The sequence below is a fragment of the Atrimonas thermophila genome (assembly GCF_045864955.1).
GTDB classification, from domain to species: domain Bacteria; phylum Atribacterota; class Atribacteria; order Atribacterales; family Thermatribacteraceae; genus Thermatribacter; species Thermatribacter velox.
Genome location: NZ_AP028803.1, coordinates 1,493,717 through 1,512,381, shown reverse-complemented (window position 1 = coordinate 1,512,381; position 18,665 = coordinate 1,493,717). Strand labels below are relative to the sequence as shown.

General features: G+C 46.8%; 17 protein-coding genes and 2 rRNA genes. All 19 read left to right on the top strand.

Going from position 1 to position 18,665, the window contains the following annotated elements:
* Window positions 1–67: 67 nt before the first annotated feature.
* A 23S ribosomal RNA gene (locus ACKTT1_RS07990) occupies window positions 68–3,093 on the top strand.
* 67 nt (window positions 3,094–3,160) lie between these two features.
* Window positions 3,161–3,277 (top strand): 5S ribosomal RNA (gene rrf / locus ACKTT1_RS07985).
* A 192-nt stretch (window positions 3,278–3,469) separates the two neighbouring features.
* A complete protein-coding gene (locus ACKTT1_RS07980) occupies window positions 3,470–4,219 on the top strand; it encodes a YebC/PmpR family DNA-binding transcriptional regulator (protein ID WP_369018894.1) in 750 nt (249 codons plus the stop codon).
* A gap of 28 nt (window positions 4,220–4,247) precedes the next feature.
* Window positions 4,248–4,742, top strand: coding sequence for a crossover junction endodeoxyribonuclease RuvC (ruvC, locus tag ACKTT1_RS07975; RefSeq protein WP_412710574.1), 495 nt, complete (start codon window positions 4,248–4,250; stop codon window positions 4,740–4,742).
* Window positions 4,735–5,331 carry a Holliday junction branch migration protein RuvA gene (gene ruvA / locus ACKTT1_RS07970; protein ID WP_369018896.1) on the top strand — a complete coding sequence of 199 codons (597 nt, stop codon included), beginning with the start codon at window positions 4,735–4,737 and terminating at the stop codon, window positions 5,329–5,331. The genes ruvC and ruvA overlap by 8 nt, the downstream gene beginning before the upstream one ends.
* Entirely contained in the window at window positions 5,331–6,338 is a 1,008-nt protein-coding gene (gene ruvB, locus ACKTT1_RS07965; RefSeq protein ID WP_369018897.1) for a Holliday junction branch migration DNA helicase RuvB, read from the top strand. Before ruvA ends, ruvB begins: the two co-directional genes overlap by 1 nt.
* On the top strand, window positions 6,331–6,897 hold the full coding sequence (locus ACKTT1_RS07960; RefSeq protein ID WP_412709220.1) for an epoxyqueuosine reductase QueH: 567 nt from the start codon (window positions 6,331–6,333) through the stop codon (window positions 6,895–6,897). Before ruvB ends, ACKTT1_RS07960 begins: the two co-directional genes overlap by 8 nt.
* Window positions 6,864–7,094 carry a DUF2905 domain-containing protein gene (locus ACKTT1_RS07955; RefSeq protein ID WP_369018899.1) on the top strand — a complete coding sequence of 77 codons (231 nt, stop codon included), beginning with the start codon at window positions 6,864–6,866 and terminating at the stop codon, window positions 7,092–7,094. The genes ACKTT1_RS07960 and ACKTT1_RS07955 overlap by 34 nt, the downstream gene beginning before the upstream one ends.
* 7 nt (window positions 7,095–7,101) lie before the next feature.
* Window positions 7,102–8,448: a SpoIID/LytB domain-containing protein gene (locus ACKTT1_RS07950; RefSeq protein WP_412709219.1), complete on the top strand. Its 1,347-nt coding sequence runs from the start codon at window positions 7,102–7,104 to the stop codon at window positions 8,446–8,448.
* Window positions 8,448–9,470, top strand: a complete 1,023-nt coding sequence (queA, locus tag ACKTT1_RS07945; RefSeq protein WP_412709218.1) for a tRNA preQ1(34) S-adenosylmethionine ribosyltransferase-isomerase QueA — start codon at window positions 8,448–8,450, stop codon at window positions 9,468–9,470. Before ACKTT1_RS07950 ends, queA begins: the two co-directional genes overlap by 1 nt.
* 20 nt (window positions 9,471–9,490) lie before the next feature.
* The gene (gene tgt, locus ACKTT1_RS07940) at window positions 9,491–10,609 is read left to right on the top strand and encodes a tRNA guanosine(34) transglycosylase Tgt (RefSeq protein ID WP_412709217.1); all 1,119 of its coding nucleotides are present in this window, start codon (window positions 9,491–9,493) and stop codon (window positions 10,607–10,609) included.
* Between the two features lie 37 nt (window positions 10,610–10,646).
* Window positions 10,647–10,964, top strand: a complete 318-nt coding sequence (gene yajC, locus ACKTT1_RS07935) for a preprotein translocase subunit YajC (RefSeq protein ID WP_369018903.1) — start codon at window positions 10,647–10,649, stop codon at window positions 10,962–10,964.
* 38 nt (window positions 10,965–11,002) lie between these two features.
* Window positions 11,003–12,211, top strand: a complete 1,209-nt coding sequence (gene secD / locus ACKTT1_RS07930; RefSeq protein WP_412709216.1) for a protein translocase subunit SecD — start codon at window positions 11,003–11,005, stop codon at window positions 12,209–12,211.
* A gap of 21 nt (window positions 12,212–12,232) precedes the next feature.
* Window positions 12,233–13,114 (top strand): protein translocase subunit SecF, encoded by an 882-nt coding sequence (secF, locus tag ACKTT1_RS07925; protein WP_412709215.1) that lies wholly within the window; start codon window positions 12,233–12,235, stop codon window positions 13,112–13,114.
* A gap of 8 nt (window positions 13,115–13,122) precedes the next feature.
* Entirely contained in the window at window positions 13,123–14,829 is a 1,707-nt protein-coding gene (gene recJ / locus ACKTT1_RS07920; RefSeq protein WP_369018906.1) for a single-stranded-DNA-specific exonuclease RecJ, read from the top strand.
* Window positions 14,830–14,845: 16 nt separating this feature from the next.
* Complete coding sequence (locus ACKTT1_RS07915; RefSeq protein WP_412709214.1) at window positions 14,846–15,358, top strand: adenine phosphoribosyltransferase; 513 nt, start codon at window positions 14,846–14,848, stop codon at window positions 15,356–15,358.
* A gap of 16 nt (window positions 15,359–15,374) precedes the next feature.
* Window positions 15,375–17,531, top strand: coding sequence for a RelA/SpoT family protein (locus ACKTT1_RS07910; RefSeq protein WP_412710573.1), 2,157 nt, complete (start codon window positions 15,375–15,377; stop codon window positions 17,529–17,531).
* Window positions 17,528–17,989, top strand: a complete 462-nt coding sequence (gene dtd / locus ACKTT1_RS07905; RefSeq protein ID WP_369018908.1) for a D-aminoacyl-tRNA deacylase — start codon at window positions 17,528–17,530, stop codon at window positions 17,987–17,989. Before ACKTT1_RS07910 ends, dtd begins: the two co-directional genes overlap by 4 nt.
* Window positions 17,986–18,633 (top strand): MBL fold metallo-hydrolase, encoded by a 648-nt coding sequence (locus ACKTT1_RS07900; RefSeq protein ID WP_412709213.1) that lies wholly within the window; start codon window positions 17,986–17,988, stop codon window positions 18,631–18,633. Before dtd ends, ACKTT1_RS07900 begins: the two co-directional genes overlap by 4 nt.
* The last annotated feature ends 32 nt before the right edge of the window (window positions 18,634–18,665 follow it).

The window sequence follows — 18,665 nt, the reverse complement described above, 5'->3', positions numbered from 1 at the left end:
ATTCGCACCTTGAAAAGTAAATAAGGCTCTGTAATACTTCTTCTTGCGTAGAAGCGCAAAGGTTTGCGGTCAAGTTAAGAAAGGGCACGTGGTGGATGCCTTGGCGCCAGGAGGCGATGAAGGGCGTGGCTAACTGCGATAAGCCCCGGGTAGCTGTAAGCAAGCGTTGATCCGGGGATTCCCGAATGGGGCAACCCACTGGAGCAAACCTCCAGTATCCTCTCTTGAGGAGAGGAGGCGAACCGGGGGAACTGAAACATCTCAGTACCCCGAGGAAAAGAAAGCAAAATGCGATTCCCCAAGTAGCGGCGAGCGAACGGGGAACAGCCCAAACTCAGAGGGTGTCAAAGCCCCTGGGCGTTGCCCTCTGAGGGTAGCGGGACGTAAGGGGGCCAAGCCAGGGCGTGGCCGGAGAGTTACCAAAAAGGCTCTTAGCCGAAGAGGACTGGAATGCCTCGCCATAGAGGGTGATAGCCCCGTAGGCGAAAAGAGACCTTTCTCTCTGCCTTATGTTCCCAAGTACCACGGTCCACGAGGAATTCCGTGGGAATCTGGGAGGACCACCTCCTAAGGCTAAATACTCCCTGGCGACCGATAGTGAACCAGTACCGTGAGGGAAAGGTGAAAAGAACCCCGGGAGGGGAGTGAAATAGAACCTGAAACCATGTGCCTACAATACGTGGAAGGGCTATGGAAGAAACTTAGTTTCTTCCAGCCTGACTGCGTGCCTTTTGGAGAATGAGCCGGCGAGTTACGGTAACTGGCATAGGTTAAGCACCTCTGGTGCGGAGCCGCAGGGAAACCGAGTCCGAACAGGGCGCTGAGTCAGTTGCCGTAGACCCGAAGCCAGGTGATCTACCCATGGCCAGGGTGAAGCGAGGATAAAACCTCGTGGAGGCCCGAACCGGTGTAGGTTGAAAACTGCTCGGATGAGCTGTGGGTAGGGGTGAAAGGCCAATCAAACCTGGAGATAGCTGGTTCTCCCCGAAATAGCTTTAGGGCTAGCCTCCGGTGGTCAGGAGAGGGGGTAGAGCACTGGATGGGCTAGGGGGCTTACCCGCCTACCAAACCCAACCAAACTCCGAATACCTCTCCTCAAAGCCGGGGAGTCAGACCGCGGGGGATAAGCTTCGTGGTCGAGAGGGGAACAGCCCAGACCGCCAGCTAAGGCCCCTAAATGCAGGCTAAGTGGTAAAGGAAGTGGTGCTGCTGAGACAGCCAGGAGGTTGGCTTAGAAGCAGCCATCCTTTAAAAAGTGCGTAACAGCTTACTGGTCTAGCGGCGCTGCGCCGAAAAATTCTCGGGGCTCAAGCCTGCTGCCGAAGCTGCGGAATCAGAGGAGCTATGGCTTCTCTGGTTGGTAGGGGAGCGTTGGGTAGGCCGTTGAAGCGAGACCGTGAGGACTCGTGGAGGTACCCCAAGTGAGAATGCCGGCATGAGTAGCGATAAAGAGGGTGAGAATCCCTCTCGCCGTAAGCCTAAGGTTTCCTGAGCAAGGTTCGTCCTCTCAGGGTTAGCCGGATCCTAAGCCGAGGCCGCAAGGCGTAGGTGATGGGCAGCCGGTTGATATTCCGGCGCTACCTCTTTCCGCTATGAGCGATGGGGGGACGCAGAAGGGTAGGCCATCAGCCTGGAGGAATAGGCTGTCCAAGCCGGTAGGCGGAGGGCGGAGGCAAATCCCTGCCCTCGTAAACGCCGAGAGGTGATGGGGAGCTCCTACGGGAGCGAACTGGTTGATCCCATGCTGCCAAGAAAAGCCCCTAGCCAGGAAAGAGGTATCCGTACCGCAAACCGACACAGGTAGGCAGGATGAGTATTCTAAGGCGCGCGAGTGATCCCCCGTTAAGGAACTCGGCAATTTAGCCCCGTAACTTCGGGAGAAGGGGTGCCCTGTTAGGGTGAGGAGACTTGCTCTCCGAGCTCGAGAGGGTCGCAGGAAAGTGGCTCTGGCGACTGTTTACTAAAAACACAGGACTCTGCTAAGCCGTAAGGCGATGTATAGGGTCTGACGCCTGCCCAGTGCTGGAAGGTTAAGGGGAGGGGTTAGCCTGGAATTTCTTCCAGGCGAAGCTCCAAACTGAAGCCCCAGCAAACGGCGGCCGTAACTATAACGGTCCTAAGGTAGCGAAATTCCTTGTCGGGTAAGTTCCGACCCGCATGAATGGCGTAACGACTGGAGCGCTGTCTCAACGGGGGGCTCGGCGAAGTTTCAATGCAAGTGCAGATGCTTGCTACCCGCGACAAGACGGAAAGACCCCGTGAACCTTTACTGCAACCTGACATTGAATCCGGGTATGTCCTGTGCAGGATAGGTGGGAGGCTGAGAAGTGGGGGCGCCAGCCCTCATGGAGCCGCCCTTGAGATACCACCCTTGATATATCCAGATTCTAACCTGCGCAAGTGCATCCTTGCGAGGGACAGTGTCAGGCGGGCAGTTTGACTGGGGCGGTCGCCTCCTAAAAGGTAACGGAGGCGCCCTAAGGTTCCCTCGGCACGTTTGGAAATCGTGCTATGAGTGTAAGGGCATAAGGGAGCCTGACTGCGAGAGGGACACCTCGAGCAGAGACGAAAGTCGGGCCTAGTGATCCGGTGGTTCCGTGTGGAAGGGCCATCGCTCATCGGATAAAAGGTACTCCGGGGATAACAGGCTGGTCTCCCCCAAGAGTCCATATCGACGGGGAGGATCGGCACCTCGATGTCGGCTCGTCGCATCCTGGGGCTGGAGCAGGTCCCAAGGGTTGGGCTGTTCGCCCATTAAAGCGGTACGCGAGCTGGGTTTAGAACGTCGTGAGACAGTTCGGTCCCTATCTGTCGCGGGCGCAGGATACTTGAGGGGAGCTGTCCCTAGTACGAGAGGACCGGGATGGACGGACCTCCGGTGTTCCAGTTGTCCTGCCAGGGGCAGTGCTGGGTAGCCGTGTCCGGATGGGATAAGCGCTGAAAGCATCTAAGCGCGAAGCCCACCCCAAGATAAGGTATCCCACTGGGTTAACCAGGTAAGACCCCGGGAAGATGACCCGGTTGATAGGCCCCAGGTGTAAGGGTGGTAACACCTTGAGCCGAGGGGTACTAATCGGTCGAGGGCTTGACCGCAAAGGCTTCATTGAGAAAACGGGAAGTATTACAGAGCCTTATTGATAGATGCAAAAACACCAGATTTCCCGGTGGCCATGGCGGAGGGGAAACGCCCGGTCCCATTCCGAACCCGGAAGCTAAGCCCTCCAGCGCCGATGATACTGCCCTGGCAACGGGGTGGGAAAGTAGGACGCTGCCGGGATTAAAAAGCCAGGAAAGACCTGAGAGGAAATCTCAGGTCTTTTTTTGTATCTTGAATAGAAGTGGAGATGGGTAGAAAGCTTGGGAATTCCGTTACATTGAGTAAGTATTTGTCCCCATGAATTGGCTTTCAGTGTTTACAAAAAATGTGCTACAATAAACCAGCGAATTCTGATTAAGGGGTGTCGGAAGCATGTCTGGACATTCAAAGTGGGCACAAATTAAACATAAAAAAGCTAAAACCGATCTTGCTAAGGGCAAGGCTTTCAGCAAGCTTATTCGACTCATTACCGTTGCGGCTCGTCAGGGAGGAGGAAATCCCGAGAATAACCCGCGCTTGAGGCTGGTTATTCAGAAGGCACGGGAAATGAACATGCCTCAGGAAAATATCGAGCGAGCAATCAAAAAGGGCACGGGTGAACTGGAAGGGGTTTCTTACGAAGAAGTGACCTATGAAGGCTATGGTCCTGGTGGCGTTGCGGTTATGGTTGAAGCTACGACTGATAACCGCAATCGCACCACGGCGGAAATACGTCACATATTTAGCAAACACGGTGGTAGTCTTGGCGAAACGGGTTGTGTATCCTGGATCTTTGAAAGGAAAGGCTTGTTAAGTTTTGAAAAAGGTAAGGTTGATGAAGATGAAGTAATGACGGTTGCCATCGAGGCTGGAGCAGAAGATGTCAGGACTACGGAAACCACCCTGGATGTGCTGACTGCTCCAGATGATTTTGAAAAGGTTAAGGAAGCTTTTGACCAGACTGGTCTGGAATACGTCGTTGCCCAAATTACCATGATTCCAAAAACTACCGTTTCGCTGGAAGGCAAGCAAGCGCAGCAGTTGTTAAATCTTATTGAAGCTCTTGAAGATCATGACGATGTGCAGGAAGTTTACGCCAACTTTGATATCGCTGATGAAGTTCTCGAATCTTTAAAGGACTAAGTCAAGTGAATTAATGTTTCCCGATGAGTTGATTTTTTTAGGCGTTGATCCTGGTACTGCGACCACAGGAGTTGGGGTGGTCGCTTTTGAAATCAAAACCAAAAGTTTTAAGCTCCTTTTTTATGATGTAATTACTACCAGCAAGAGCCTTTCTGCTGCTTTGCGTTTGCGGGAGATATTTGAAGCAGTAAACCACTTTATCCAGGTTTTTTCTCCGCACCAAATGGTTGTGGAAGAACTTTTTTTTAATCGCAACGTGAAGACTGCTCTCTCAGTTGGTGAAGCGCGAGGTGTTGTGCTTCTCTGTGCAGCTTTGATTGGTGTTCCTGTCTTTGAATACACACCTCTTGAGGTTAAACAAGCAGTGGTTGGTTATGGCAGAGCTTCCAAGCAGCAGGTCATCTATATGGTTCGTCAAATTTTGGGCATTAGCGAAGAGATAACTCCTGATGATGCTGCTGATGCCCTGGCTTTGTGTGTATGTCATGGTTTTAGGTTACTGTTAGGGAGTAGCAATGTTTGAATACATAAGAGGAAAACTGGTGGAGCGCAATCCCTTGAGTTGGATTGTCGAAGTAGGGTGTTTTGCTCTGGAGATTAACATTACTCCTTTTTCGGCTTCTTTGCAAACAGGTGCAGAGGTCCTTCTTTACATTCGTTCCTTTATGAAGGAAAACGGCGTTTTTATTTTTTATGGGTTTTTAGATAGAAAAGAACGACTTTGTTTCGATTTACTCTGTACTCTTCGAGGTATCAACCATCGCAAGGCCTTTAAACTGCTTTCCAGGGTATGTTGGAAAGACTTAGTAAGGTTGGTTCTTGAAGAAAATCGCTCTGAACTTGAAGCAAGAACTAATTTGGCTTCCACGACGGTAAGTAGGCTTATTCTGGAATTAAAACCTCGTTTTGTTGAGGCAGGGCTTTGCCTTGGAGAAGGGAGCAGTAGTATGCTTCCTTCTTATCTGGAAGCTCGAGAAGCCCTGGCAGCTCTTGGTTATTCTTCCGGCGAAGTTAAAGAGGTTTTGGACCAGCTACTTGTAAAAACTGGTGGCGGTCTTACTACTGAAGAACTGGTGAAAGAAGCTCTCCGGTTTTTGGGTGGTCAGGGATAATGTCAGAAATTGCAGGTGGACGCTTTCTTAAAGAGATTTTAAAAAGAGAAAGAGATGATTTTGCCCTCAGGCCTCGCTCGCTTGATGAGTTTGTGGGGCAGGAAAGACTGAAGCGAAATCTAAAGGTGTTCATAAGTGCTTCCCTGTTGCGCAAGGAGCCTTTAGATCACGTTTTGTTTTATGGGCCCCCTGGTTTGGGGAAAACCACTCTGGCTTTCATTATTGCTGAAGAGCTTGGTCGGGAAATACGTTGTTTTTCTGGACCCACCTTTTCTCGTGCCGGAGATATTGCCTCGGTTCTTACTTCTATAGGCGAGGGAGATGTCGTCTTTATAGATGAAATACACCGGCTTCCTCGGCCTTGCGAAGAAGTTCTTTATACTGCCATGGAAGATTTTGCAATCGATGTTCTGGTGGGCAAAGGGCCTGGAACGAGAAGCATAAGGCTTAGTTTGCCACCTTTTACTCTGGTTGGAGCAACCACCAGGCTTAGCCTGGTAAGTGCTCCCTTGCGCAATCGTTTTGGCATTACTGAAAAGCTGGATTTTTACAGTCAATCTGAACTGCAAGAAATTATCAAAAACACTGCTACCCAGTTTGGAATGAATCTTCGAGAAGAAGCAGTTGCTGAAATAGCCAGTCGTTCTCGTGGCACACCGAGAATCGCTAAGCGCCTGTTGCGTAGGGTACGAGATTTTGCCGATTACTACCGGAAAAAAGAAATAGATGGATCCTTCGTGAGAAAAGTTTTTCGGGCTCTGGATGTGGATGAATTGGGTTTGAGTTGGGCGGATAGAAATTTGCTCCGAGTGCTTAAAGAGAAGTTTGGAGGTGGTCCAACGGGCTTAAATAGCCTGGCTACTGCAATGAACGAGGATGTTTTGACGTTAGAAAATTTTTATGAACCCTACCTGATTAAACTTGGTTTTCTGGCGCGCACAGCTCGGGGTAGGGTGCTTACTTCACAAGGAGAACAATATCTGCAGAGGTTTGACCAAAATGGATAATACGGTTCTTCTGCACACCTGTTGCGGTCCTTGTGCCACCCATGTAGCGAATGCTCTTATGAAAGAGGGCTTTGAGGTTGTTCTCTTTTTTTATAATCCGAACATTCACCCTTTTGACGAATATGTAAAAAGGTATGAGTCTTTTGTGGAGTATGCGCGGTATAAGGGATTGAAAGTAGAAACACCTTTTGCATACAACCCGTTGGAGTTTTTTGAGTGGATCAAAGAACCAGAAGAGCGCTGTGTTCGTTGCTACGAGATGCGTCTTGGTCGTACAGCGCGGTGGGCGAGAGAACAGGGATATCCTTTTTTTACAACAACCCTCACCATAAGTCCCTATCAGGATCTCGAAAACATTTTTAAGGTTGGAGAAAAGGTAGAGAAAAGAGAGCGGGTGGTTTTTCTAAAAAAGAATTTCCGCTCGGGATTTACAGAAAGTGTTAAAATATCCAGAGAACTGGGTCTTTATCGACAGAATTATTGCGGATGCATTTTTAGCAAATGGGAAGGAGTGAAACGAAGGATATGGAAATCTCTTACTGGGCCAAGTTCTTCCTGACCTTAGGGATTATTTTTATCGTTATTGGCTTGTTGTTCTTTCTTCTTCCCAAAATCCCGGGTATAAACCGCCTCGGCCGTTTGCCTGGTGATATTGTGGTGCACCGGGGCAATTTTGTTTTTTATTTCCCTCTGACTACCTGTATCATTATCAGTGTGCTTCTTACCCTTATTTTCACGCTTTTCTTGAGAAGATAGAGGGCCGATGATCTACAAGAAATTGCTGAGAACTTTCGCATTGCTTGTTGTTCTGGGAACTTTGTTTGCGCTGAATTGCGCTTTTGCGGATGAACCCTGGGTTAGAGTAGGCATTGGGCTCTTCCAGGAAGTACACTTGGAGGCTTCTCAGGGGTTGAAGATTAGCTTATCCGATGGAAAAAATCTGGCCAAAAACTCGGTTCATTTCTCGATTGCTAAAGATGGGACCATCAACATTAATGGCACTTCCAGCCATGCTTTTTCAATACTGGTCACACCTCGGGGAGGCATTGCCAGGGTTAATGGTCGGCCTTATCGAGGGCGCTTCATGCTTTACGCTGTTGGTTCTGATATAAAAGTAGTTAATCTGGTTAGCCTGGAAGATTACATTAAGGGTACTGTTAAACTTGAAATTAGTCCTCGGTGGCCTCAGGAAGCAGTTCTCGCCTATATCATAGTGGTCAGAACCTATGCTCTGGCTAATTTAGGCAGGCATCGTGATGAAGGTTTTGATTTCTGTGCTTCTTCTCATTGTTTGCGTTATGGTGGTGTTAATGCAGAAAGCGAGATAGCCAATTCACTGGTAGAGAAAAGTAGAGGCCTTATCGTTACCTATCAAGGAAAGCCTGCTCAGGTTTTCTTTCATTCAGAGAGTGGTGGAGTGACCGAATCAGCTTCTGCGGTATGGGGTAAGCAGGTGCCTTATTTAGTCAGCGTTGTTTCTCCTTGGGAAGAAGAGGCCCCTCATGCTAAATGGAAAGTGTCTTTTTCTCTGTCCCAGATTGAGAAAAAACTGCTCGAGAAAGGTTTGATCAAGGGTAAATTGCAGAATTTATCTTTCGAGTTTGGTGAAAACGGACGTGCCAGAGAAGTCAAAGCTCTGACCACTCAGGGTGTTTTTACCTTTACAGCTCACCGCTTTAGAGAAGCAATGGGTTTCGATAAATTGCCCAGTACCCTTTTCAGGGTTAACATCGAACGTCAAAGCAAAACTATCCCCTCTGTTGGGCCTCGTGAAAATCCGAAAAGCTCCAGGGGAAGCCAGAGAAAAAAGGACATTGAAGAGCTACTCCAAAAAGATTGGACTCTCGACGAGATTATTGCTTACCTTCAAGAAAGAGAACAATTGAGAAAAAGCAATCTTTCTGTGCAAGATGCTGAGGTGGCTGGAATTTCCTTGACTCAAGATGTAAGCGAAGAAGTATGGTGCGTTTTTGAAGGTAGTGGTTACGGTCATGGAGTAGGTTTGTCTCAGTGGGGTGCCAGGGGAATGGCTCTTCAGGGTTACGATTGCTTTCAGATACTCCAGCATTATTTCCCGGGTTGCGAAATCAGGAGGGCAGTGTTCCGTTGATGAGGCTTGAAGAGTTTGATTTTGTACTTCCCCAGGAATTGATTGCTCAGCAGCCAGTTCAGCCTCGCGATACTTGTCGGTTAATGGTTGTTAAGAGAAAAGAGGGTGTTTTTGAGCATTGCCTCTTTAAAAATCTTGTTGAGTATGTGAGTGTGGGGGACGTACTGGTTATAAATGATACCAAAGTTGTTCCAGCTCGTTTTTATGCCAAGAAGGAAACCGGGGGTAAAGTGGAGATTCTCTTTTTAGGGAAGGAGAACTTGTTTTGGAAAGTACTTTTGAACCCTTCACGGAGAGTAAGGGAAGGACAGCTTCTATTCCTTGATGAAAGAAGAGAAAACGGTTTTAGGGTTATAAAAAGAGATGCCGAGGGAACCTGGTGGTTGGAACCTCTTTTTTCTCTTGCCGAAGAGGAAGTTTTCGAGAAATTTGGCAAAACTCCTTTACCTCCCTACATCAAGGCTGGCGATGTTCCTCTTTCCAGTTATCAAACAGTCTATGCTCGTGTTCCAGGTTCGGTGGCTGCACCTACAGCTGGCTTGCATTTTACCCCTGAACTGTTTGATGCGCTTCGTTCAAAAGGTGTAGAAATAGCGTATATTACCCTGCATGTGGGTTTAGGGACTTTCAAGCCCATAAAAAGCAAAAATATCCTTGAGCACAGAATGCATAGTGAAACCTATTCCATTGCTCCAGAAGAAGCCCTAAAAATAGAAACGGCCAGGAAGAAAGGCCAGAGAATAATAGCCTGTGGTACCACTGTGGTCAGGGCTCTTGAGGCAACTCATTTGAAATTTGGTGAAATTCGTGGTTGTCAGGAGGAAACGGATTTGTTCATTTACCCGGGTTTCCAGTTCAAGGTAGTTAACGCTATGATTACCAACTTTCACTTACCCTGTTCTACGCTTTTTGTTCTGGTTTGTGCTTTTGGGGGCAAGGAATTAATGCAAAAGGCCTATCAGGAAGCCATTGCCCAGAGATATCGATTTTACAGCTTTGGTGACGCAATGCTGATTTTATGAATTCTGGTGAGGATTGAGCTTTGGCCAGGCAGAATTTTGTGTTGCACAAATTGGATTCAACCAGTAAAGCTCGTTTGGGGACTCTATATACGGCGCATGGTGCAATTAAGACGCCCGTTTTTATGCCGGTTGGGACCCAGGGCACGGTTAAGGCTGTTGCTCAGGACCGCTTGGAATCACTTGGGGTGGAAATTTTCCTTTGTAACTCGTATCATTTGCACCTGCGCCCTGGTGAGGACCTGATTGCAGAAGCAGGGGGTTTGCACGAATTTATTTCTTGGAAAAAGTCGTTGTTGACTGATAGTGGTGGGTATCAGGTGTTTAGTTTAACCAGCTTGGTTGGGGTGAGCGATGAAGGGGTTACTTTTAAGTCGCACCTGGACGGCTCCCTGCACCATATTACGCCTGAGCTGTCGATGGAAATCCAGCAAAAACTGGGTGCAGATATTATCATGGCCTTTGATCAGTGTGTCGGATTTCCTGCTTCGGTTCAAGAAGAGAAGGTGGCTGCCCAACGGACTTTGTTGTGGGCAAAAAAGTGCAAAGAAACATTTTCTTCTTCCTGGCAGCAGCTTTTTGGCATCGTACAAGGGGGAACCCAGAAAGAGTTACGGGAGTTTTGTGCTCGTGAAATAGTGGCGATGGGGTTTGATGGTTATGCGCTGGGTGGTTTGAGTGTTGGAGAGCCTAAACCTCTGATGTATGAGATGATCGAGGTGGTTGAACCATATTTACCAGAAGAAAAGCCCCGTTACTTGATGGGGGTAGGTGCTCCTGATGATATTCTGGAGGCCGTTGCTCGGGGTATAGATATGTTTGATTGTGTTTTGCCGACCAGGAATGCTCGTAATGGTTGCTTACTTACCAGAAGGGGAAAGCTAAACATTACCAGAAGCGAATTCGCCCGGGATTTTCAGCCACCGGATCCGGACTGTTCTTGTTATACCTGTTCAAAATTTTCGAGGGCCTATCTGCGCCATCTCTTTAAAGCTGGAGAAATCTTGGCAGCAGAGTTAGCTACTATACATAACCTTTTTTTTATGTTAGAGTTAATGAGAAAAATTCGAGAGGCCCTTGAAGGTGGTTATTTTCAAGATTTTAAACAGGATTTTCTTGCCACTTACAACGGTGGTTTCTAAACAATTTGTTAATTTAAGATAAAGGAGTGATTTTGAAATGAGTTTTTGGATACCCATTGCTTTCGCCCAGGAAGCCCAACCCGCTGCCCAACCTGCCGCTCCTGGGATTTTTGCTCAACTGTTACCTTTGTTTTTTATCATTATCATTTTTTATTTTTTACTCATTCGCCCTCAACAGCAGCGACAGAAGAGCCAGCAGGAGTTGTGGAACAGCTTGAAAAAGGGTGATCAGGTAGTAACCGCAGGAGGTATACACGGGACAGTAGTTCAAGTTAAAGACAACGAAGTGGTTTTGGAAGTGGCCAAGGACGTTAGGATGACCTTTTCGAAAACGGCTATAGCGTCTAAGAAATAATATACAATTCTTTGGTTGAAGTTTAGGGGGCGAGTACTTTGAAGCGAAAAAATCTTCCCTGGAAGCTGATTGTTACGCTTGCCTTAGTTGTGATAGCTCTTTTGGTGGTTTTTCCTCTCGATAATAAAATCCGTCTGGGTCTTGATCTGAAAGGGGGCTCTCACATAGTTTTACAGTGTGTAGACACGCCTGAGGCTCCCGTTGATGAAGATTCGGTGCGCAGAGTGCTGGAAATCATAAGAAACCGTGTTGACCAGCTCGGCGTTTCCGAACCAGTTATTGTGCGCCAGGGTCAGGACAGAATTCTGGTTCAGCTGCCAGGAATTACTGACCCTGCCCGTGCAGTGGAAATTATTGGTAAAACTGCACTCCTTGAGTTTAAAGACGAAGAAGGCAATGTGATATTGACGGGAGCCAATTTGAAGAATGCACAGGTCCAGTATGACCGAATAGGTAGGCCTGTAGTGGCAATTACCTTTGATTCTGAGGGAGCTAAAGCCTTTGCCAAGGCCACTACTGCTAATGTAGGGCGTCATATTGGCATCTATCTTGATGGGAAGCTTATTTCTAACCCAGTTGTACAGGAACCAATTCTCCGGGGAGAGGCGCAAATTTCTGGTCGTTTTGCCCTCGAAGAAGCACAGAATCTTGCTATTTTGCTTCGAGCAGGTGCTCTCCCGGTAAAAGTGGAGGTTATTGAAAATCGTTCCGTTGGTCCTACCCTGGGCAGAGATTCTATAAACTACGGTGTGAGAGCTGCCATCATCGGCGCAATTTTGGTTCTTATTTTTATGCCCATTTATTATGGTCGTTTGGGTGTGATAGCCGATTTGGCCTTGCTTTGCTATGGAATTTTTCTTCTGGCCCTCTTTATTGCCCTTAAGGCTACGCTAACCCTTCCCGGCATCGCGGGGTTAATTTTAACCCTGGGTATGGCGGTTGATGCCAATGTATTAATATTTGAGCGTATTAAGGAAGAGTTTCGGCTTGGTAAAACCTGGCGTGCCTCCGTAGAAGCTGGGTTTCGAAAAGCTTTTCGTACCATTCTTGACTCTAACCTGACAACTTTGATTGCAGCTGTTCTGCTTTTCTCTCTGGGTTCTGGTCCAGTTAAGGGGTTTGGAGTTACTTTGAGCCTCGGTATTCTCTGCAGTATGTTCACTGGCATCTGGGTTACCAGGACATTGGTTGAGGCGCTTGCTGGTTGGGTTGGTTCGAATGTAAAAACAGAAAAAGCTGATGTTTGAGTGAATCGGGGGCGATTAGGTATGAAGTTCTTAAAACTCCAAAGCATAGACTTTATGGGACACCGTAAAGTGGCTTACGGTATATCTATTTTTCTTATTGTTATCTCTGTTCTGAGCTTGGGAATTCAAAAACTGAATTACGGCGTCGACTTTGCCGGTGGTACTCTTTTGCAATACAGATTTTCACGTGAGGTCTCTATTGAGGAAATACGTGATGTGCTTGCAGAGCAGGGACTTGCCAAAAGTGTCATTCAGCGGTTTTCTCCCCAAGAGTTTGTGATTCGTACCGTGAAGCTTGGAGAAGAGGAAAAGAAAGCACTCGAAACTTCTCTTGGGGAGAAGTTGGGCGAAGTACAGCTGGTCAGAATAGAAGAAGTGGGTCCGGCTATAAGTTTAGACTTGCGCAGGGCAGGTTTTATAGCTTTTTTGGGCGCTATAGCCGGTATTCTGGTTTATGTTAGCTTGCGTTTCGAATTCCGCCCTGCTGTCACATCGGTTATTGCCTTGATTCACGACGGGATAGTGGTTTTAGGTTTGCTCTCTCTTTTCCAGCGTGAGTTTACGGCTCCAGTGTTGGCAGCAATTTTAACCGTTCTGGGTTATTCTATTAATGACTCCATAGTGTTAATGGACAGAGTAAGAGAAAATCTAAAGTTACGTAAGAAGGAAGAAAGTTTCACCGGGCTTGTTAACAGGAGTATTAACGAGATGCTCTCTCGTACTATTAATACCTCGCTCACGACTCTTTTGCCGGTTATTGCCCTGCTCTTTTTTGGGGGGAAAATGCTACAGGACTTTGCTTTTACGCTTTTTGCCGGCATTGTAGTTGGTACTTATTCCTCCATTTTTATTGCCAGTTCCTTGCTGGTTGACTGGGAAGCTCGCAGCCCCCGCAGGAGGTAATTAGCCTGATGGGCGACCGGAAGTGGCAGATCAGAAAGATTAACAAGAATTACCTTTATTCTCTTGCCAAGAGTCTTTCTATGCCCCTTCCTATAGCCCGAGTTCTTGTGAACCGTGGTTTATTTACCGTAAAGCAGATTCAAGAGTTCTTCGAACCAAGTGTTTCAGCACTTGATAATTTGCTGGAAATCCCTGGCCTTCGTAAAGCTTCGGTGTTACTGGACCAATCATTGCGCAGAAAAGAGAGAATCTTAGTTTTTGGTGATTACGACGCCGATGGTGTAACTGGCTGTGCAATTCTTACTCGTTTTCTGCGTAAATTTTCAGACCAGGTGTTTCCTTATCTCCCTAATCGTTTTAGTGAGGGATATGGTCTTTCTGAAAACGCAATCCGATCTATAATTGCCAGAGGTATCAAGCCAAACCTGGTAATTACTGTGGATTGTGGCATTAAGGATTTTCATGGAGTACGTCGTCTCAAAGAATTGGGAGCAAAAGTAGTTGTTACTGATCATCACGTTCCTGAAGTGGGTCGTGTTCCCGAAGCGGATGTAGTGGTAAGTACCTGGGATTGGGAATCGGGTGACCTCCTTTTCCCTCTTTCTGGGGCAGGAATTGCACTTGCTTTGATTCGCTCTTATGCTGACCTGGTCAATCTCGAGATGGATCCACTGGATGACCACGTTGGACTTGCTTGTATAGGCACAGTGGGTGATGTGGTGCCGCTTCTTGAAGAAAATAGGGTTATCGTTAGGTATGGTCTCGAAAGGATTAATAAAGAGCCTTGCTGTGGTTTACAGGCTTTGCTCGAGGTTTCCGGCGTTTTAGGAAGGCCTATTGGGTCTGAGGAGATAAGCTTTGTAATTGCTCCACGAATCAATGCAGCAGGAAGAATTGAGGACCCCTATCTGGCTCTTTCGTTATTCTTGAGTCGAGAGTATAAGGATGCGCTGAAGCGAGCCAATTATCTCAATTCTCTTAATTCCAAAAGACAGAGAGAAGAGGAAAAGGTTATTCGTGCTATCTTTGATAATCCTGAAAATCAGGAACGTTTCGAGGAAGAAATAGTGGTTCTGTCTGGCGAGGGATGGAATCCTGGTGTTTTAGGCATTGTGGCTTCCCGGGTGAGTGAGAAACTGAATAAGCCAGTTATCGTTCTTTCTTGTAATGGTGAAGACGCTATAGGTTCAGGGCGCAGCATAGCGGGTTTTAACCTGGTTGACGCATTGTCTGCTTGTTCTTCGCTTTTGGTTCGCTTTGGGGGGCATGAGATGGCTGCCGGATTAAGATTACCGGTGCAAAACATTGTTCGTTTCCGCGAATCCCTGAACGACCTTTTTAGCGGGGAAGTGGCAAAAATACGTAAGAATAGGGGGCTCATCGTTGACGCTATAGTTAACCTTAGGGACGTTGACGTTGAAATGTTGCAGTGGTTGCAAAAGATGAGGCCTTTTGGCGAGAAAAATCCCAACCCGCTTTTTGCTTCTTTGAATGTTTCGATTGTAAAGAGCTGGGTTTGGGGAAGAAGCAACCGGCATTTACGCCTTTTGGTTAAACAGGGCAGAGAAGCTCAGGAAGCAGTGGTCATTAACGGAGTAGAAAATTCTTCAGAGCTTGCTTCCAGTATCCTGGCTGATTTCGTTTTTGAAGTACAAAAAGACAATTTTGGACACTATCCTTACCTGAAAGTTCACGATTGGCGAATCAAAAAATGAGGAGGATGGGATCAAAGTGGATCTGGCAAGTTACATCAGAAATATTCCCGATTTTCCACGCAAGGGAGTGCAGTTTAAAGACATTACTACTTTGTTGAAAAACAAAGAAGCTTTCCGCTACGCAATGGATTCTCTCGCTACTTTACTTGAACCAAAGCAAGCAGATGTTGTGGTTGGAATTGAGGCAAGAGGTTTTATAATAGGAGCTCCTTTGGCTTATCTTTTAGGATGTGGTTTTGTGCCGGTCAGGAAGAAGGGTAAATTACCTGCGGAGACGGTTTCTAAAAGTTATCAGCTTGAATACGGTGTATCAGTGCTTGAGGTGCATAAAGATGCTATCGAACCCGGTCAAAAGGTTCTGATAGTAGATGATTTGCTAGCTACCGGTGGTACCACCAAGGCAGTTTGCGAACTGGTTGAAGAGCTGGGTGGGAATATAGTGGGTATAGGTTTTGTTATAGAGCTTGAATTTTTGAAAGGCAGGGAGAAACTTCAGCCGTATCAGATTTATTCTCTGGTGAAGCTTTGATGATGGGGTAGAAAGCATCGATATTCTTATTGAAAAGGTTAAAAGTTATAACCCTTCTGCTGATTGGGAATTAATCAATAAGGCTTATCAATTCGCTTTAAAGGCTCACGAGGGACAGAGTCGCTTGTCTGGTGAGCCTTTTATTGTCCATCCTCTTGCTGTAGCTCATATATGTGCTGACCTGAAAATGGATGATGCTACAATCTGTGCTGCTTTGCTTCACGACGTGCTTGAGGATTCTTCTGTTGCCAGAGAGGAACTCGTTTCTCTCTTTGGCGAGGAAGTGGTTCAACTTGTGGAAGGCATTACCAAGCTCAAACTCGATTTTAACCCGGCTTCTCGTGAGGAAGTGCAAATTGAAAATTATCGGCGCTTTTTCATTGCAGTTGCCAGAGATATTAGAGTAGTCATTCTTAAGCTTGCAGACCGTCTCCATAACATGAGGACGTTGAAGTATCAGTATCGTGATAAGAAAGAGGAAATTGCCCGTGAAACCCTGGAAATATACGCCCCCCTTGCGCATCGTCTGGGAATGGCTGCGATTCAGGTTGAACTGGAAAACCTGAGCCTCTTTTTTCTGGAACCCGAGACCTATTTAAACCTTCAGCGCAAAGTTGAGAGGATTAAGAAGGAAAGGGAGCAACAAATTAAGGTAGCCGAAGAAATTCTTAGAGAGCGCTTGCGGGCTGCTGGCATTTCTGCTGAAATCCAGAGTCGCTTTAAGCACATATATAGCATTTATCGCAAAATAAGTCGCCAGAATGTGAGAGTTGAAGAATTGCACGATTTGGTAGCCATGAGGGTTATCACCAATGCCGTCTCTGAGTGTTACGCTGTTTTGGGGATAGTTCACGAACTCTGGAGCCCTGTGGAAGGGAGATTTAAAGATTACATTGCTGTACCCAAGTCTAATATGTATCAGTCGCTACATACCACAGTTATAGGGCCAGCAGGGAAGCCCATGGAGATTCAAATACGCACCTGGGATATGCATCGCACAGCTGAGTATGGTATAGCGGCACACTGGAAGTATAAAGAGGGCAAAAAGCTTGGCGAGAAAGATGTGTTTGATGAACGAATTAACTGGTTGCGTCAGATTTTGGAATGGCAGCAGGACCTGAAAAGCACTCGAGAGTTTATGGATGACTTGAAAATAAGTCTTTTTGATGATGAAGTTTATGTGTTCACGCCGAAAGGAGACCTGAAAAAACTCCCCCGCGGTTCTACTCCCATTGATTTTGCTTATCTCATCCACACTGAAGTCGGTAATAGCTGTATTGGAGCTAAAGTTAACAACAAAATTGTGCCCCTTGATTATCAACTGAGGAGCGGAGACATTGTAGAGATTTTAACTTCCCGTTCTTCCTCGGGTCCCAGTCCAGACTGGCTTTCGATGTGTAAAACTCCAGGTGCTCGTAACCGGATTCGCGCTTTTCTCCGCAAGAAGAATCGAGAAATTAATCTGAAGAAAGGCAAAAAGGCCTTTGACAAAGAGATGTCCAAATACACATTGAGCCCGGCTCAGGAAAGCCTGGTTAGCGCAAACCTGAAAAAGTTTTTGGAAGACAATAGCCTTAAAACCCTGGAAGACCTTTACATAGCCATTGGAGAAGGCAGATACAGTGCAAGGCGAGTAATTAACAGAATAATCCCCTATTCAATACGCAAGCATTTTCTGGACCGCAGAAAGAGTTCACCCGGTATATTTCGCAGAGGAGAGGAAGCGGTTATCATTCAGGGGGCTTCAGGTCTTGAGGTAAAGCTTGCTCGTTGTTGTGCGCCTCTTCCTGGAGATCCTATATGTGGTTTTGTAACCAGGGGCAAAGGCATAACCGTGCACCGTGGCAATTGCCCCAATTTGAGAAGAAATTCTTTCAGTAAGGATAGAGTGCTGGAGGCCGAATGGGACAGGTCCGTGGAGGCTTTGTTCCCGGTAGGTGTAGTTGTAGAAGCAGTAGATCGGCCCAAGCTTCTTGCTGATGTTTCTGGGGTGGTTTCGAACTGCCAGCTGGAAATTAAGGCAGTCAAAGCACATAGTTCGGGAGTAGAGGCCCGAATTCATTTTGTAGTGGAAGTTCACGACCGTGAGGAGTTGTTGCGTTTATTGGGAGCCTTGAAAGAAGTGAAAAGTGTCAAAGTAGTGCGCAGAGGAGGTGTGATAAGCGCTAAGTGAGAGCGGTTATTCAGCGTGTTAGCTGGTCACAGGTTGTTGTTGATGGAAAAGTGGTAGCTCAAATTGGCAGGGGCTTACTGGTTTTACTTGGTGTGGGCAAAGAGGATAATGAAAAAGATGTGGAGTTCATGTTGCGCAAGATACCCAACTTGCGTATCTTCGAAGACGAAGAAGGTAAGATGAACCGGAGCTTAATGGAGATTGGTGGAGAACTTCTTTTGATATCTCAGTTTACTCTTTATGGAAACTGCCGGAAAGGCTTGCGTCCCAGTTTTGAGAAAGCTGCCTCGCCTGAACAGGCTAACCAGCTTTACGAGTTATTGTTGAAAATGCTCCGTGAGCAAGGCGTGAAGGTTCAAAACGGTGTTTTTGGAGCTCATATGCAGGTTTCTCTTTGTAATGATGGGCCAGTTACCATTATTCTGGATAGTAAGGAAAGGAGAAAAGGCGAACAGTGAAGGTTTGGATGGAGCATTTTGTCCTTGGAGAGCTGATGACCAACAGTTTTTTGGTGGGAGTGGACGAAGAGGTTATATTGATTGATCCTGCTGTTCCAGCTCAGGAAATAGCTGATTTTATCAATAAAAGAGGATTGCATTTGCGGTTTATAGCCAACACCCATGGTCATATCGATCATATTGGGGGAAATGACTTTTTTAAACGGCTTTTTCCTGAGGCGAAGCTGGTGGTATCTGAACAAGACTTGGTTTATCTGGACAAGCCTGAGTTGAACCTTTCTTCCGAGTTGGGCAGGCCTTATCGCTCACCTTTCCCTGACCTGCTCTTCAACGAAGAGGTGTCGACTCTAAAATTGAAAGAGGAAGAAATCAAGGTTTACTTCACCCCTGGTCACACCCCAGGAAGTGTCTGTTTTTATTTTGCTGCCCGTAAATGGCTTTTTAGCGGTGATGCTTTGTTTGCCGGTTCTATAGGTCGTACTGATCTTCCTGGAGGGTCGATGCGAGACCTTTTGGAATCTCTGGAGAGGCTTTTCAGGGACTTTGACCCTGATACTGAGATTTTCCCCGGACATGGCCCTTTTTCAACGCTTACCAAGGAAAGGGCAACCAATCCTTTCGTGCTTGAGTATTTAAACCTCTGAAAAAGAACAGGCACAGACCTGTGCCTGTTCTT

What these genes read in the sequence shown, in the direction of transcription:
- recJ (WP_369018906.1), top strand. Translation starts at nt 13,123, where the DNA reads ATGGGCGACCGGAAGTGGCAGATCAGAAAGATTAACAAGAATTACCTT.
- yajC (WP_369018903.1), top strand. Translation starts at nt 10,647, where the DNA reads ATGAGTTTTTGGATACCCATTGCTTTCGCCCAGGAAGCCCAACCCGCT.
- queA (WP_412709218.1), top strand. Translation starts at nt 8,448, where the DNA reads ATGAGGCTTGAAGAGTTTGATTTTGTACTTCCCCAGGAATTGATTGCT.
- ACKTT1_RS07950 (WP_412709219.1), top strand. Translation starts at nt 7,102, where the DNA reads ATGATCTACAAGAAATTGCTGAGAACTTTCGCATTGCTTGTTGTTCTG.
- ACKTT1_RS07955 (WP_369018899.1), top strand. Translation starts at nt 6,864, where the DNA reads ATGGAAATCTCTTACTGGGCCAAGTTCTTCCTGACCTTAGGGATTATT.
- secF (WP_412709215.1), top strand. Translation starts at nt 12,233, where the DNA reads ATGAAGTTCTTAAAACTCCAAAGCATAGACTTTATGGGACACCGTAAA.
- ruvA (WP_369018896.1), top strand. Translation starts at nt 4,735, where the DNA reads ATGTTTGAATACATAAGAGGAAAACTGGTGGAGCGCAATCCCTTGAGT.
- ACKTT1_RS07960 (WP_412709220.1), top strand. Translation starts at nt 6,331, where the DNA reads ATGGATAATACGGTTCTTCTGCACACCTGTTGCGGTCCTTGTGCCACC.
- ruvB (WP_369018897.1), top strand. Translation starts at nt 5,331, where the DNA reads ATGTCAGAAATTGCAGGTGGACGCTTTCTTAAAGAGATTTTAAAAAGA.
- ACKTT1_RS07980 (WP_369018894.1), top strand. Translation starts at nt 3,470, where the DNA reads ATGTCTGGACATTCAAAGTGGGCACAAATTAAACATAAAAAAGCTAAA.